The 14,451-nt window shown below is 38.0% G+C and carries 11 protein-coding genes and 1 pseudogene; 2 read left to right on the top strand and 10 right to left on the bottom strand.

Annotated elements, in window-relative coordinates:
* Positions 1-12: 12 nt before the first annotated feature.
* Together D1B32_RS11105 and D1B32_RS11100 are read right to left on the bottom strand one after the other, a co-directional pair.
* Entirely contained in the window at positions 13-747 is a 735-nt protein-coding gene (locus D1B32_RS11105; RefSeq protein WP_118889344.1) for an SDR family NAD(P)-dependent oxidoreductase, read from the bottom strand.
* 13 nt (positions 748-760) lie between these two features.
* Positions 761-1,509: pseudogene (locus tag D1B32_RS11100) on the bottom strand (SDR family NAD(P)-dependent oxidoreductase).
* Between the two features lie 268 nt (positions 1,510-1,777).
* On the opposite strand from D1B32_RS11100, the gene D1B32_RS11095 reads away from it, so the two are divergent.
* A complete protein-coding gene (locus tag D1B32_RS11095; protein ID WP_158586241.1) occupies positions 1,778-2,740 on the top strand; it encodes an aromatic acid exporter family protein in 963 nt (320 codons plus the stop codon).
* Positions 2,741-3,022: 282 nt separating this feature from the next.
* On the opposite strand, the gene D1B32_RS11090 is transcribed toward D1B32_RS11095, so the two are convergent.
* The 5 genes from D1B32_RS11090 to D1B32_RS11070 form a co-directional block, all read right to left on the bottom strand.
* On the bottom strand, positions 3,023-4,273 hold the full coding sequence (locus tag D1B32_RS11090; protein WP_118889343.1) for a nickel pincer cofactor-dependent isomerase, group 22: 1,251 nt from the start codon (positions 4,271-4,273) through the stop codon (positions 3,023-3,025).
* A gap of 140 nt (positions 4,274-4,413) precedes the next feature.
* The gene (gene pdxA, locus D1B32_RS11085; RefSeq protein ID WP_095310108.1) at positions 4,414-5,412 is read right to left on the bottom strand and encodes a 4-hydroxythreonine-4-phosphate dehydrogenase PdxA; all 999 of its coding nucleotides are present in this window, start codon (positions 5,410-5,412) and stop codon (positions 4,414-4,416) included.
* Between the two features lie 85 nt (positions 5,413-5,497).
* Positions 5,498-6,817 (bottom strand): four-carbon acid sugar kinase family protein, encoded by a 1,320-nt coding sequence (locus D1B32_RS11080; protein ID WP_118889342.1) that lies wholly within the window; start codon positions 6,815-6,817, stop codon positions 5,498-5,500.
* A gap of 254 nt (positions 6,818-7,071) precedes the next feature.
* A complete protein-coding gene (locus D1B32_RS11075) occupies positions 7,072-8,844 on the bottom strand; it encodes a sigma-54-dependent Fis family transcriptional regulator (protein WP_118889341.1) in 1,773 nt (590 codons plus the stop codon).
* A gap of 344 nt (positions 8,845-9,188) precedes the next feature.
* Positions 9,189-10,535 carry a gluconate:H+ symporter gene (locus D1B32_RS11070; RefSeq protein ID WP_095310102.1) on the bottom strand — a complete coding sequence of 449 codons (1,347 nt, stop codon included), beginning with the start codon at positions 10,533-10,535 and terminating at the stop codon, positions 9,189-9,191.
* Between the two features lie 598 nt (positions 10,536-11,133).
* Between D1B32_RS11070 and D1B32_RS24030 the strand changes: the two genes are divergently transcribed.
* Complete coding sequence (locus D1B32_RS24030; protein WP_187393145.1) at positions 11,134-11,301, top strand: hypothetical protein; 168 nt, start codon at positions 11,134-11,136, stop codon at positions 11,299-11,301.
* 209 nt (positions 11,302-11,510) lie between these two features.
* On the opposite strand, the gene D1B32_RS11065 is transcribed toward D1B32_RS24030, so the two are convergent.
* The 3 genes from D1B32_RS11065 to D1B32_RS11060 form a co-directional block, all read right to left on the bottom strand.
* Complete coding sequence (locus D1B32_RS11065) at positions 11,511-12,296, bottom strand: SDR family oxidoreductase (RefSeq protein WP_118889340.1); 786 nt, start codon at positions 12,294-12,296, stop codon at positions 11,511-11,513.
* A gap of 317 nt (positions 12,297-12,613) precedes the next feature.
* Positions 12,614-12,772, bottom strand: a complete 159-nt coding sequence (locus D1B32_RS23730; RefSeq protein WP_158586240.1) for a hypothetical protein — start codon at positions 12,770-12,772, stop codon at positions 12,614-12,616.
* A gap of 102 nt (positions 12,773-12,874) precedes the next feature.
* The gene (locus D1B32_RS11060) at positions 12,875-14,320 is read right to left on the bottom strand and encodes a carbon starvation CstA family protein (protein WP_118889339.1); all 1,446 of its coding nucleotides are present in this window, start codon (positions 14,318-14,320) and stop codon (positions 12,875-12,877) included.
* Between the last annotated feature and the right edge of the window lie 131 nt (positions 14,321-14,451).

The raw sequence follows: 14,451 nt of genomic DNA, 5'->3' as shown, positions 1-14,451 counted from the left end.
TATATTTCTATACTACTGTGCAGAAAATCCACCGTCAATAACTAATTCAGAACCAGTGATATAAGAAGATTCATCAGATGCTAAGAATAGCGCTGCATTTGCGATATCCTCTGGTTTTCCTAATCGCTGCAGTGGTGTTGCCTGCATTAAACGGCCAAGCAGCTCTTTTGACGTGCTCAGCGCTTCTGTCATTGGTGTTTCAATAATACCAGGGAAAAGTGTATTCACACGTACCCCCTGACGGCCAAATGTTGTTGCAGCCGCTTTGGATAGCGCACGAACCGCTCCTTTTGATGCAGAATAATGATTAAAGCCTTGTCCAATTTGAGCTGTGTAAGATGAAATATTAATAATGGACCCTTTGTTTTGTGCTGCCATATATGGTGCAACATGTTTAATACCAGCAAATGGTCCAAAGCCATTAATGGATAGCATCTTTTGCCAATCGTCCAAGTCAATCTCCTCGTATGGCTTTTCAGATGATATACCAGCGTTATTTACGAGAATATCAATTTTCCCAAAGCGATCGGTCACTTCTTTAGCAAAGGATTTCCAGTCTTCATCAGAGGCAACATTTAATTTCATGCCAACTACATTTTCTTTTTCGCTTACCTTTTTCAGTGCTGTCTCATTAATATCAGCCGCAATAACAGTAGCTCCCTCTTGACTGAATAGTTCTACCATCCCTTCACCAATACCTGATGCTCCACCAGTAATAATAGCAACCTTGTTATCTAATCGTCCCATTATTTTTTCCTCCTTAACGTAATTTAATTGAACCACCATCGACCATGATCGTTTGGCCCGTAATATAATCCGAATCAGTACTTGCTAGGAAGACAGCAGTTCTGCCAATATCCTGCTCTGGTCACCTAATCGACGAAGCGGTAATTTATTAATCATTGCATCGTATAATTCAGGTGCATTGTCACGCCATTGTTCAACACCAGGCGTGAGGGCAATTGGTGATATTAAATTCACATTAATTCCATCTGGTCCCCACTCATTTGCTGCAACTCGAGAAATTGCACGAATTGCCTCTTTTGCTGCAGCATAGGATGTTTGTGTCACTTGCCCATCAATTCCCGCACCAGATGCAAAGTTAATGACCTTGCCATGCGTCTTCTTTAGCTCCGGATAAGATGCCTGCATAAAATGGAATGTAGGATAAAACCCTGTTCCAAACGATAAATCAAAGTGTTCAAGTGTTGTTTCCATAAAAGGAGCCTGTCTGGATACATGTGCATTATTAACTAGGATATCCAATTTACCAAACTTCTTCACAACTTCGGTAACAATCTCCTCGATATTTTCTTTTATCGAGATATCTTTTATAAAAAGTAAGCCTTCTGCATATTGATTTATTTCCGCAAAGGTTGTTTTTCCCTTTTCTTCATTTACATCAACAATGGCAACATGCGCCCCTTCTTTTGCCATTGCAAGAGCAATCCCTCTACCAATACCAGAAGCACTGCCTGTAACAATTGCTACTTTATCTTGTAATCTCATTCCAATTACCTCTTTCGTATATATTTAGACATCTAAATATTTAACATCTAAATAATAACATGTATTTTTGTTAAATGCAATTTCAGCAGAGGGAAATTGTCGTAATCGAGCAGACAAGTAGCAGCATATACGTTAAAAGGGCAGACATACAATTACATGGAACAAGCTACCCTCCGACTGTATACGGTGCTAACCCTAAGATTCATTCTGATACCCATTATGGGTTATAATGGAGTAATTACTGAACAATTACAGGATGGTGTTTCGTATGGTTGGAATGGGCTATCGGACAATAAAAACCGCTATAGGTGCAGGGTTAGCAATATGGATTGCGAGTTTAATCGAGCTGGAATTTGCAACGTTTGCAGCGATTATCGTCATTATGTGTATTGAGACAACAAAGAAAAGAACATTAAATACAATTAAAGAAAAGTTCTTCGCATCTCTTTTATCCATCATTATTGGTATGTTATTTTTTGAATTATTAGGGTATAACCCAATCTCCTTTGCTCTATTTATCCTCTTATTCGTCCCAATCCTTTTGAGAGCTCGTATTCAGAATGGTTTTATCACAAGCATGGTAGTCGTTCTGCATATTTATACGGTGCAGGAAGCGAGCCTGGAGACGTTTTTAAATGAGCTTTATATTATTTTAATCGGGATGGGAATTGCTATCCTTGTTAACAGCATCATGCCAAGTTTTAAAAAAAATATTAACAAGAATATGTTTGAAATCGGAGAACGGTTTAGTGTCATTCTTTATGAACTAGCAGCTTACTTAAGAGATAATGAAAGGCAATGGGATGGGAAGGAAATTATTGAAGCAGAAGAAATCATTCATAAATCTAAAAGCATTGTCATTCAAGATGTAGAGAATCATCTTTTCAGGGCAGAAAACAAAGATTATCACTATCTGCAAATGCGTGGGGACCAGCTGGAAATCCTCAAAAAAATGGTAACAATCGTTCATATTATATCTTCATCAGATCTGCATGTTAAACAAAGGGGAATGCTTGCTGACTTTTTTGAGTACGTAAGTCAAAATGTGCACTCAGGAGATACAATACATAGTGCACTTGAAAGGCTAGAAAATTATGAAGCGTCTATTCGCGAAACAGAATTACCTAAAACAAGAGAGGAATTTGAGGTTAGAGCAAACTTATTTTATTTAAACTTTGAGATTAAAAATTATTTAACGATTAAAAAGAAAGTTTTCGAAGTGATAGATTGATGCAATCGAAAAAAAAGAAAAGCAACAGGGGGAAACCATGTTATGGTAAAAAGGGTAAAATATATATTTATAATACTATTTTTAATTCTTCTAGTTATTCATTTAACCACTGAACTTAAATATGCTTTCGAAATACTTATGGCATTAGTAGCGGTTCAAATTATAGCCTACTCGATAGCCGAAAAAATTGATAATAAAAGACGAAATTAGCGAATAACAATAAATAGGCAAGCTAAGGTATATCCTAAGCTTGCCTATTTATTGTTCGTTAATATGATGTTATTACATAGACGGAAAATAACCATCCGCATCAAATTTCATTTCATGTAAGCCTTCTAATACCTCAATATTTTCCTTATCCTTCAGTTCATTGAAAATTACTTCTGATACAAACAGTTCGCCAATATGAAGGGTGTTTGGAATTCGTACAATTCTTGCGTCCTGTGCTGGCACACCCCAAGTAGCGCGTAGAGCAGCCTTCAACGCTTCACGATCGCTATCAAGGACAATTGGAATTTTAGCTCTATCTAAAAATGTACTTGTTACAACGTTTTCGTTCATTGTTTTTAAATCAATTTTGTCAAATAGCCGTTTCGTTGTTAAATCTGATAGGCCAATTCCTAATGCATTCCCATGGCTTGCCTCACTTAAATTCGAAGCGATAACATATTTTACACTAGGCTTTTCTGGCTCTTCAACACCTAATACACGGATTCGACCAATAATATTTGTGTCCATGCCGGTTCCGCTATAATTTTTACCGATTTCATCAACGACTAATATATCCATTTCGTCAACTGGAAGGCTTGGCATCAAAGCAAATGCACGTTTCAATAATGCTCTTTCGCGATTTTCAATTTCATCTGGATGGATCGCTTCAATGATTGCCGTTTCTTCATGGGCGTTTTCTACAATTGCTATCCCAAATAATGTATTTGAATTACCAATGGCTACTTTACCAACCTCAGGCATCATATCACGAATTCCTCTAATACCATATGTGTGAAGGGCTAATGCTTGCTTATGTTTCCCCATGCCAATCGATGCCATTTTTAAAATGCCACTTTCAATATCCTTTTTAAAATCAGTATGTGGCTTCACACGGCCCATTACAATAATACCATCGGCATGATATGCATGCTTATCAACATAAACGGGAATGCCTGCTGATGTTTTGCCAACCTCTACAACTTCCATAGACGAACGAATTTCGCATCCAGTAGATTCCTCTGTTACGCCAAGACCGTCCAGTACTTCAATTTGCCCTGCGGCAGTTGCTCCACCATGACTTCCCATTGCAGGAATGATGAATGGTGTTGCACCTCTTTTTTTAATTTCATCTGCTACACTTTTGACGATTAGTGGAATGTTAGCAATTCCCCGGCTTCCTACGGTAATCGCAATTTCCATGTCAGGCCCTATTTTTTCGTCTGCTTTTACATGGTTGAATTGTTCTGAAATGGTTCCAGTTATATCGTTCAGGCTTTCTACTTGGAATTTTTGTCTTATTTTTGCGAACTTCGGTAAAGACATTGACGTCACTCCTTCCATATTACTTTTATCCAGTTTTTAAGAAATATCCCTTGTAGTGGGTAGTGCATCTATTCTTCAACAAAATCTTTATGCAAGGAAAGCAAGAGGTCGATGTCAACCTCCTGCTTGATCATTTAGTATTAATTTTCGGGGGCTAGTTCAACCGCCATACGAAGCGCTTCTTTTAGGGATAGCTCGTCCGCAATATTTTTACCAGCGATATCAAAAGCTGTTCCATGGTCTACACTTGTACGGATTGTTGGAAGTCCAACTGTAATATTTACACCAGCTTCTAGACCTAGCACTTTAATTGGACCATGTCCTTGATCATGATATTGTGCAACAACGATGTCAAAGTCGCCACGTTTTGCTCTAAAGAATAGTGTATCTGCTGGAAGGGGCCCTTGTACATTAATCCCTTCTGCTTGTGCTTTTTCAACAGCTGGAATAATTTTTTCTTCCTCTTCGCCATTTCCGAAAAGTCCATTTTCTCCAGCATGCGGGTTAATTCCACAAACAGCGATGCGTGGGGATTCAATTCCTGCTTTTTGCAACGTTTCATGCGCAAGCTTAATCACTGTATATTGACGATCAACATTATTGTTTTTGATAGCATCGATTAGACCAACATGTGTTGTTGCATGAATTACGCGTAACCCTGGAGCAGATAGCATCATTGCGAAATCTTTCGTGTTCGTTAGTTCTGCTAAAATTTCTGTATGCCCAGGGTAGATGTGACCTGCTTTATGAAGCGCTTCTTTATTTAAAGGCGCTGTACAGATCCCTTGGATTTTCCCTTCATTTGCATAAGCAATTGCCTTTTCCAAATAACGGAATGCAGCGTTTCCAGCCTCTGGTGAAACTTCACCCCATGGTAAATCGGCAGAAACTAAATCTAAATCAATAATGTCGATTGTGCCATATTCGTACGTTGCTTCCTCTGGTTGTGTAATGCTATTTATTTGAAGTTCTACATTGGTTACATCAAGTGCTCTTTTCAATATTTTTGCATCGCCAACTACAAATGGACGACATGTTTCATAGATATTTTTATCATTTAAGGATTTGACGATAATCTCAGGTCCTACTCCTGAAGGATCGCCCATTGTTATTGCAATACTTGGTTTTTTAGTGGCCATCATTATTTCCTCCTATTATCCTTTTCTTTTTCGCCAAGCCTATTGTAAAAGGCAATCATAAGCTTGACGTTATACGTTGTAAAAATCATTCATTACAGCTTATCGCATGTCTATGCACTTCCGTAACGGTTTGAAGCGCTTTTGAAAGTGCCTGTTCGGTACCAAATGCACCCGCCTTTGTTACAATCGGAATGCCGTCATACAATCCACCGAATAGCTTACCATATGGGATACCTGCTTCTACTTCACCAATGACTCGAATTCCTTCACCCTTTAATGCTTTACAGGCTGCACCTGCAATATCTCCACCAGTTAAAACAGCACCACAAATGTCCTTCGATTCAATTAACTGACCGGCAATGATTCCCATTGCTTCGGCAATCGTATGCCCTACCTCAAAGTTTGATAATCCTAGTTCTCGTTTCAATTCCTTCACTCGATTCATCGCCTCTTGCCCACGATCGGTCGTTATTACTAGATCACCTTTTCCCAGTAATGCTTGACCTGCTTGAACAACACGATCAATCTCGCGCTTTCGTTCCTCTTCATAAAAGAATGCTTCAGGGGAAATGACAATTTCTTCTACAGTATTCCCTTTTCGTAAATCCCGAATTTGTTGATGGGTAATTGTGTTCACACTGCCTGCTACCACCAATACTGGCGGTCGCTCATCTATTTGCTTGTTAAGTACTACCTCGTCATAGTTGCCTTTGCTTGAAAGGTGAGAGGCAACTCCTGCCGAACCAACCCAAAGGAAATTCTCTTCAAGCATTTCCGCGGCTTCCACAATTGACTTTAATTCTTCATCTGTTGTAGCATCTATAACGATAATTTTGGAGGGAGTATCCGCAGTTATCGCTATCATTTTTTCCAATAAGTGGTGTTTTCCTTTTTGAACATCCGAAATGGAGATCAATTCAATGTCCCGCTTGCTTTGCTCCTGCAATAATTTTGGAAGGTAGCTTTCTTTCACAGGACAGGAGGGGTCGTTTGCAATTTCCGATTCTGCTAATAGTACCCCATGCACATAGTGCTTACCATCCACGGTTGTTCGCTTGCTTTTTGGGAAAGCTGGTACGACAAATGACGTCTTAAATTGAAATACATCCATTACTGCATCAATTTCCTGACCGACATTCCCTCTCATCGTTGAATCGATTTTCTTAAACACTTTTGTTACGCCTAATTTGTTTAATTCTGTTGATAGATTGAAAACAATATCATAAGCTTTTTGAAAATCGAGGGCACGACTATCTGAATTTAAAACGATGACATCTTCACTTAAATGCACTGGCTGTAAGTGTGTATCTGAAAAAAGCACCGTTGTGCTTAACCCTTTTTTCGCAAACTGAACGCCTGTATCATTTGCACCTGTTAAATCATCTGCTATCACTGCCAGTTTCATTCTGTTTACCTCCCCTCTTAACAATCTCAGCATTTGCTTTTTTGCGTTTTTGCGTTTTCGCTTTATTTCTACTTATTGTCTATCGTATATCGCATTATATTTATTTCTATTATCTATTCTAATAACGCTTTCAATAACAATCATAAACCAAAACGTTGCATTTAGCAATGATTTGGTTTATTTATTTTTTAATTTCTATATATTGTTGTATTTTGCATCAAAAAGAGCATTTTTGCATAGAAAAACGCAAGCTATTATTTAAGCTTGCGCCATAAGGTCGATCGATTAATTCCTAAACGTTTAGCCGCTCTGGATTGATTCATTCCTTCATCTTCAAGGACTTTTGCAATCACTTCTTTTTCGATTTCTTCTAATGTACCACTAATGTCAATATACGATAATGCATCATTCCACCTTGCTTGATGTTCCAATCTCTTAAATACAATGTCCACTTCTGCTTTCTCAATATAATAGGATTGTGCCTCCAAAAATAATTGCTCCATTACATGCTTCAGCTGTGCCACATTTCCAGGCCAATCATAGTGGACAAGCTGCTCCAGTGCATCATCCCGAATCCCGACGACTTCATTGCCATACTTCGGATGCAAATCGGAAATAAATACGTGTACTAAATCCTCAATATCTTCTCTCCGTTCACGAAGCGGCGGTATTTGAATCTGTGATCGCGCTAACAATTGGTATAACGCACGATGAAAATCTCCATTTTTAATCTTTTTATCCATATTATCGGTTGAAGATACAAGCCATTGTGGTTTCTGTTCATTTTCATCCTGAAGGACACTTAATAATTCCTTTTGCATATAAGCATTCAGGTTGTCGATATGCTTTAAGAAAATCACTCCATTGGCGTACTTTTGAAAAAATCCCTCCTTCATGAGCTCCTTCAATTGCTCTGCACTTATCATATCGCAATGCAATGTAATCAACAGCTCATCCGAAGCTTTCCTTTTTAAATAAATGGAATGGGCAACTAATTCCTTTCCATTCCCTTGCTCCCCGGAAATCCAGACAGGCTCATCACGTTTTCCGTATCGATTGATTTGATCCAATACCTTCTGGGTTGCCTGACTTTTTCCTGAAATTGGAGTCCGAGAGGGAGGCGTATGCAACTCAATTGCATTTTGCTTTCCATGCTCACTTTGCACAGTCGTTTGATTTGAATGTGCTTTTTCAAAAAATAGTGCCGCTTCACCGTTGATCGGGCATGTTGTTATTTTCCATAATTCATTATTAATGTAAAGGGTTTTTACTTGCTTTGTGTTTGTTAAGATTGTTTCCTGCATAAGTTTTTTTACATCGGTAGCATCGTCTAATTGCAACCAATGAAAATCGCTATGAAATCGCGCATTACCATACGTCATTTCCGCTGCTTGATTGAAAACCCCGATAGCCTGTTCATTACTATCAAGAATCGTTTGCATTAACGCAATATCCTGCTGTAGTCTTGAAAATAAACGATAGGATCTTCTTGTTTCTTCTAACGCATCCATAATCGCTTCTTTACCAGATGTAATCAGAACTCCTGTCATACCTAATTGTTTTGCAGCCTGCATCGTTATGACGTCTCCAATTACTACCCCATAGCCTTGCTTTTTTAAGGCCGTTAATTTTTCTTTTACTTCATTGTCCCTTGTAATCGTTAATGTCTTAACATCTAAATCCAGCAGCTTACATATTGTAGCTGCACCTTGTGTGATATTCGAAAATCCAACAATAGCAGCTTTGCCAGAAAATCCTTTTACAAGTGTTAAAATGCGTAATACATCGTAGCCAGAAACTTGAATATCGATTACCGGGATAGATACCGCCTCTTGTATCATTGAAGCCGTACCGCCACGGCTGATAACAACATGGTAGCCTTCATTTTCAGCATTCTTTGCAATTGCGACACCTTCATATAAGTTACCTAGTTCAATGTGTAATTCAATATCTTCTATCTCTTGACTGATATCTTTCATCATTTCAAGCAGCCCCTCATAAGGGACGATTACCAACGCTTTTATCATTTTACTTCACCTTCTGTCACTAAAATCAAGCTATGTATTTCTTTTATTTTTTAATTACAATGAGTTCTTAACCTAAACCTATTGTAGATTTCCCATTAAAAGTTCTAATCTAGTAATCTGTAAAGGAAGTGAATTCCGTTTCATTTTACTTACTTTGATAAGCTGATAGTATGCAATTTGCAACACTATTAATTATAAGCCATATTCCCTTAAAGTAAAAGTAATTGATAAAGCGATTTCAATACTAATTGGAATATCAGCGTTCAAACGAAATCTGGAAGAAATACATGTAAAAAAACAACCATTTTATAGAACAGAATCTATAACATGGTTGTTTTTGTTTTTTAAATTATGATATCTAATAATAAAGTACATACTAGACCAGATACAGCAACGATTGTGGAGAGTACGGTATATGTTCCAAATGCTTCTTTTAATGTCATACCCAGAGATTCTTTAACCATCCAGAAGCCGGCATCGTTAACATGTGATGCAATAGCACTACCCGCTCCTGTCGCAAGAGCAACTAGCTCTAGATTAACATCGGGAATTCCAGCAAGTGAAGGTATAACCAATCCTGCTGTTGTTAGCGTTGCAACCGTTCCAGACCCTAAACAAATACGTAATATTGCTGCGACCATCCAAGCAAAGAAGACCGGAGACATTGCAGATCCTGCAAAGATATCAGCAACATAATCACCAACACCACCATCAATAAGCACTTGTTTTAAAGCACCGCCACCACCGATGATTAGCAGCAGCATACCTAAGGCATTGATTGCGGAAGAACAAGAATCCATTAATGTCTTAATTGGAATATTTCTTCTCAATCCCATTGTATAAACTGCCAGTAATAAAGAAAGCAACATAGCAGTTGAAGAATTACCAATGAAACGAATCAAACTCACTAACATGTTATCGGAAAAGCCGAAGACCGGCTGAACCATATCAACGATAGCACCTAAAGCCATTAGAATAACAGGAAATAGCGCTGTAAATAAACTAATACCAAAACCAGGCATTTCCTCTAATTTAAATGTCTTTTGGACACCAAACGATGCACTGCCTTCTCTCGTAAATGCAGTCGGCACAATCTTTTTTGCAAGCTTCGGATACAAGATACCCGCAAAAATAACTGTTGGGATAGCGACTATAATTCCGTAAATTAGGACCAAGCCAATATTTGCACCATATTCCGCAGCTACTACGGTTGGGCCTGGATGCGGAGGTAAAAATGCATGCGTTGCCAATGCAGCAGTAACCATTGGTAGTCCTAGTTTAACAATAGAAACTTTTAATTCCTTTGCGATTGAGAATATAATCGGAACAAGTAATACAATTGCTACTTCAAGGAATAATGCGATACCAACTATAAATGAAGCAAATAATACAGCCCATTGAATTCTTTTTTCGCCAAATTTGTCAATTAGCGTTATTGCAATGCGGTTCGCTCCACCTGCATCTGCAATTAATCTACCAAGCATGGCACCCATACCAAAGATTAAGGCAATGTGACCAAGTGTTCCACCTAAACCGCTTTCAATCGACCCAACAACTTCCCCCATAGGCATTCCTAGCGCTAGGGCTACAATAAACGAAACAATAATTAATGAAACAAATGTGTTTAATTTAAATTTCATGATAAAAATAAGTAGTAACAGTACCCCTATTGCAACAATTAATAATGGCATATATTAGCCCCCCAATGTAATTTTTAGCAGTTCTGTTTGCTTTATATAAAGATATTGTAATTTGTTCCTTATAGATAGCAGCATCTCAGTGCGCTCCCACTATATACACTCTCAATAAATGACCAAACTCATTCATCTCAAACTCAATTGGCAGTGCTTACAAAATGAATTTAAAATAGAGAATCAGACTGCCTGCTTTTGTTCTCTGTTCGCCATTAGCGACGCACATAATCGCTATATGTGCTAAATCGCAACATTTTCCTAAGATACCAAGATAAAATTCACAACACTTCCTCTATTAACTGCCTGAAATAGTTTAGAAAGCATTAAACTGTTGTTTTTCGCATCAAAGTCATTTTATACTGTGTTTATATTCTTGTCAAGAGAATAAATAGAGTTGTTTGTGTTTGTTTTTTCAACAGTTTTGTTAAATTAATTGGTAGAGAGGTATTTGTGTAGTGTTTATTCTGTACGGTATAAAATGAGCAGAATTATATTTCATAGCACCCGTTCGATAACAGCGTATAATAGGGTTAACGGAATTTTTCTTATTTACTCTTATATATGTACAATTTGTAATTTAGAAGGAGAGATTCAATTGAGGTGCGGCGAAAAGTGCTTTCTTGTGGAAGCTGAAATAGATGGAAAAAAACTGCTTAAAACGATAAATGCCAGAACACATGCAGAGGCAAGAAAAACCATCCGGAAAGAACATGGTGCAACAACACCTATCGTCGCTGTGCAAGAAAAGAGAAGTAGTCGCTAAATTGCAGAGTAAGTTTATTTACAGAAGGTATTCTTCATTCTAGTCGGCTTAACAGTTATGCATTGAATTGTTGTAAGCCCAACCTGAAGCTTTTTAAGTTCGGATGTGTGCGGAATACTGAAGAAGCAGGGAATCTGTTTCCGATCCCCTGCTTCTCCATATCTAGAACTGTTTAATTTATCCGCGTTTAAATAATATCTAATTGAAACTTAATATTTATAAGACTGCCCACCATCAATTGGCACAACAGCGGCATTAACAAATCCTGCCTGGTCAGATAAAAGGAAGGCAGTTAAGTAGCCTACTTCTTCCGGTTTACCGAAACGTTTCATTGGGTTTGGCTCGACAAATGCTTTTCCAACTTCTTCCCAGCCATCTTCGCCACCCATTTGTTTTAATGATCCTTCAACCATTGGGGTCATAATTGCCCCTGGAGCAATTGCATTAATTGTAATACCGTATTGGCCATACTCAATTGCAGAGTTATGTGTTAATCCAACTACACCATGCTTACTAGCGGCATAGCCTGATTGGTTGCCAACACCACGAATGCCACCTACTGAAGCAGTATTTACTACGTGCCCGCTGCCATTTTCCTTCATCACTTTCAGAACATATTTTAAGCCATAGAATACACCATTCAGGTTAATATCAACAACTTTTTGGAATTCATCTGAACCGAAATCTTCTGTCAGGTTTTGTTTTCCTTCAATTCCAGCATTATTAAAGAATCCATCAATCGTGCCAAATGCTTCTACTGTTTTATCTACATAATTTTTTACTTCATCCTCATTAGCAACGTTCGCCGTTACTAGAAGAACTTCTGCACTAGGTGCTACCTCAAGTACTTCCTTTTTTGTTTCTTCTAATCCCTTTTCATTTAAATCAACTAAAGATAATTTTGCCCCTTCTTTAGCTACTTGTAATGCTACAGCACGACCTAGACCAGATCCTGCCCCAGTGATAAGTACTGCTTTCCCTTCGAACCTTTCCATATATGTCATCCCTCTCTGCTGTTTTTATATTCTAATACTTTTAATTTAATTATATTTAATTAAGGTATTTTGAATATAGTATAAATGTATCGTAATCATTTTATTTTGTCAATTTAAAGGTCCTGAGATTGACCCTTTATACTTTCTCCGTTTTAGTCAGGCGTATTCATTTTTGCACTATTTCTCTTAACGTTTTCGACCCGAGCAACGCCTATCAATGCTTGGATGGTTCTATTCAACTTACTTATGGGACAGTTTTGCATATGGAAAAACCCTGCCACTTCTATATAAAGTGACAGGGTAATTGATGATATTTATCATATTGACTTTAGATTGACGGCTTTTTTACCAATAACCATATAACTTCCGAATACAATGGTGAAAATACCAGCTAGAAACATGATAATTCCAAAAATATTTGTCGCAATACCTTCAAACAGAAAGAACCTGACAAACTCTCCTATATCTTTATCCATCCCCGTAATCTCCTTTTTGGGAACGTAGGGTCAGGATCATCACCCCAAAACAGAAGGTAATTTGGGACAAGGAATCAAAGAGAATCTTTGTCCCTTCACCCGCTACCCTGCTTTCACATCCGAATCCTCATTGTTGCCGGCTGCTTTATGTTTAATAAGTTGTCTTACAAACCATGCAAGTACAGCCAACCAAATAACCATTCCTAGAGTCAGTGAAATACCATAGCTCAGATTAAATCCCTCTGGTGCGTAAAACCAATACGTACTTACTACCGCTGTCATGAACAATGCAGGAATACTGCAGATCCAATGAAACTTGTTATTTTTTAGAAGATACATGGCTGCAGTCCATAACATTACCGCAGCAACAATCTGATTAGATCCACCCACATAGCGCCAGAGGAAGCTATAATCAATCGTAGAAAGATATAGTGCTGGTCCTGCTATAGGAATAATAAGTAATGCTAACTTCCCTTTTCCTTTAAAGTCTTTTTTAGTTATTTGAGTCAATAATTCTGCAAGCATCATTCTTGAAGAACGTAGTGCCGTATCACCGGTCGTAATTGGAAGGACGACAATACCCAATATCGCAAGAATCCCGCCAAATGTCCCCAGTGTTGTTAGACTGATTTCATTAACAACTCCAGCAGGCCCCCCTGCGTTCAGTGCTGTCTGCAATGCACCAGTACTGCCAAAGAAGGTCATTCCTGCTGCTGCCCAAATCATGGCAATAACCCCTTCACCAATCATTGCTCCATAAAACACTTTTCTGCCTTCACTCTCTTTTTTCAAGGTTCGAGCTAGTATTGGACTTTGTGTACTATGAAACCCAGAGATTGCACCACAAGATATGGTTACCATTAATAATGGCCAAATTGGCATCTCTCCAGGATGTAAATTACTTAATGTTAAATTTGGGATTGAGTAATCAAAAAAGAACAAACCAATTCCAATCGACACAGCCATAAAAATTAAAATCGCTCCAAAAATCGGATAAACCCTTCCAATTACTTTATTAATTGGCAGAACTGCTGCAAGTACTAAATAAACGAATATAATAAGAAGCCATGTCGTAAAATTTAGTGGTGTTATTTGCGTCAGTAATTGAGCAGGTGCTGCAGTGAAAGCCGCCGCTACCAAAACCATTAGAAATATCGAAACGATTGTCGTGATGTATTTTAAATTTTCTCCCAAATATTTACCGACAATTGTCGGAAATTGCGCTCCATTATGCCTAAGTGATACCATTCCGGAAAAGTAATCATGTACCGCTCCAGCAAAAATACAACCAACAACAATCCAGATAAATGCTACTGGACCATAAAGCGCACCCATTATTGCGCCAAAAATCGGACCGGTTCCAGCGATATTTAAAAGCTGAATTAAACTCGCTTTCCACCAACTCATTGGCATATAATCAAGACCATCATTGCTTGTATAGGCAGGCGTTGGGTTTTGGTCATTAATGCCAAAAATTCGTTCAACCACCTTCCCATAAACGATATAACCAACAATTAACAACACAATAGATGCTATAAAAGTAACCACCGCTGAACCCCCCTTTTTCTAAAAATTTAAATATAATAATATAATGGATAGTGTGAAAAATCAATGACTTTTGACATTTTTCTACAAATTTCTACTATTTCAAGTAAGTATTTGCCATATAACCAATTATC

Origin of the sequence: Oceanobacillus profundus, assembly GCF_003515705.1 — a bacterium.
GTDB lineage: Bacteria > Bacillota > Bacilli > Bacillales > Amphibacillaceae > Oceanobacillus > Oceanobacillus profundus.
The sequence above is the reverse complement of the archived record's forward strand: the minus strand, read 5'-3'. Positions and strand labels throughout refer to the sequence as shown.

Bases quoted from the DNA above. Each gene is read 5' to 3' on its own strand.
- D1B32_RS11105 (WP_118889344.1), bottom strand. From the start codon at position 747: ATGGGACGATTAGATAACAAGGTTGCTATTATTACTGGTGGAGCATCA.
- D1B32_RS11095 (WP_158586241.1), top strand. From the start codon at position 1,778: ATGGTTGGAATGGGCTATCGGACAATAAAAACCGCTATAGGTGCAGGG.
- D1B32_RS11090 (WP_118889343.1), bottom strand. From the start codon at position 4,273: ATGTCTTTACCGAAGTTCGCAAAAATAAGACAAAAATTCCAAGTAGAA.
- pdxA (WP_095310108.1), bottom strand. From the start codon at position 5,412: ATGGCCACTAAAAAACCAAGTATTGCAATAACAATGGGCGATCCTTCA.
- D1B32_RS11080 (WP_118889342.1), bottom strand. From the start codon at position 6,817: ATGAAACTGGCAGTGATAGCAGATGATTTAACAGGTGCAAATGATACA.
- D1B32_RS11075 (WP_118889341.1), bottom strand. From the start codon at position 8,844: ATGATAAAAGCGTTGGTAATCGTCCCTTATGAGGGGCTGCTTGAAATG.
- D1B32_RS11070 (WP_095310102.1), bottom strand. From the start codon at position 10,535: ATGCCATTATTAATTGTTGCAATAGGGGTACTGTTACTACTTATTTTT.
- D1B32_RS11065 (WP_118889340.1), bottom strand. From the start codon at position 12,296: ATGGAAAGGTTCGAAGGGAAAGCAGTACTTATCACTGGGGCAGGATCT.
- D1B32_RS23730 (WP_158586240.1), bottom strand. From the start codon at position 12,772: ATGGATAAAGATATAGGAGAGTTTGTCAGGTTCTTTCTGTTTGAAGGT.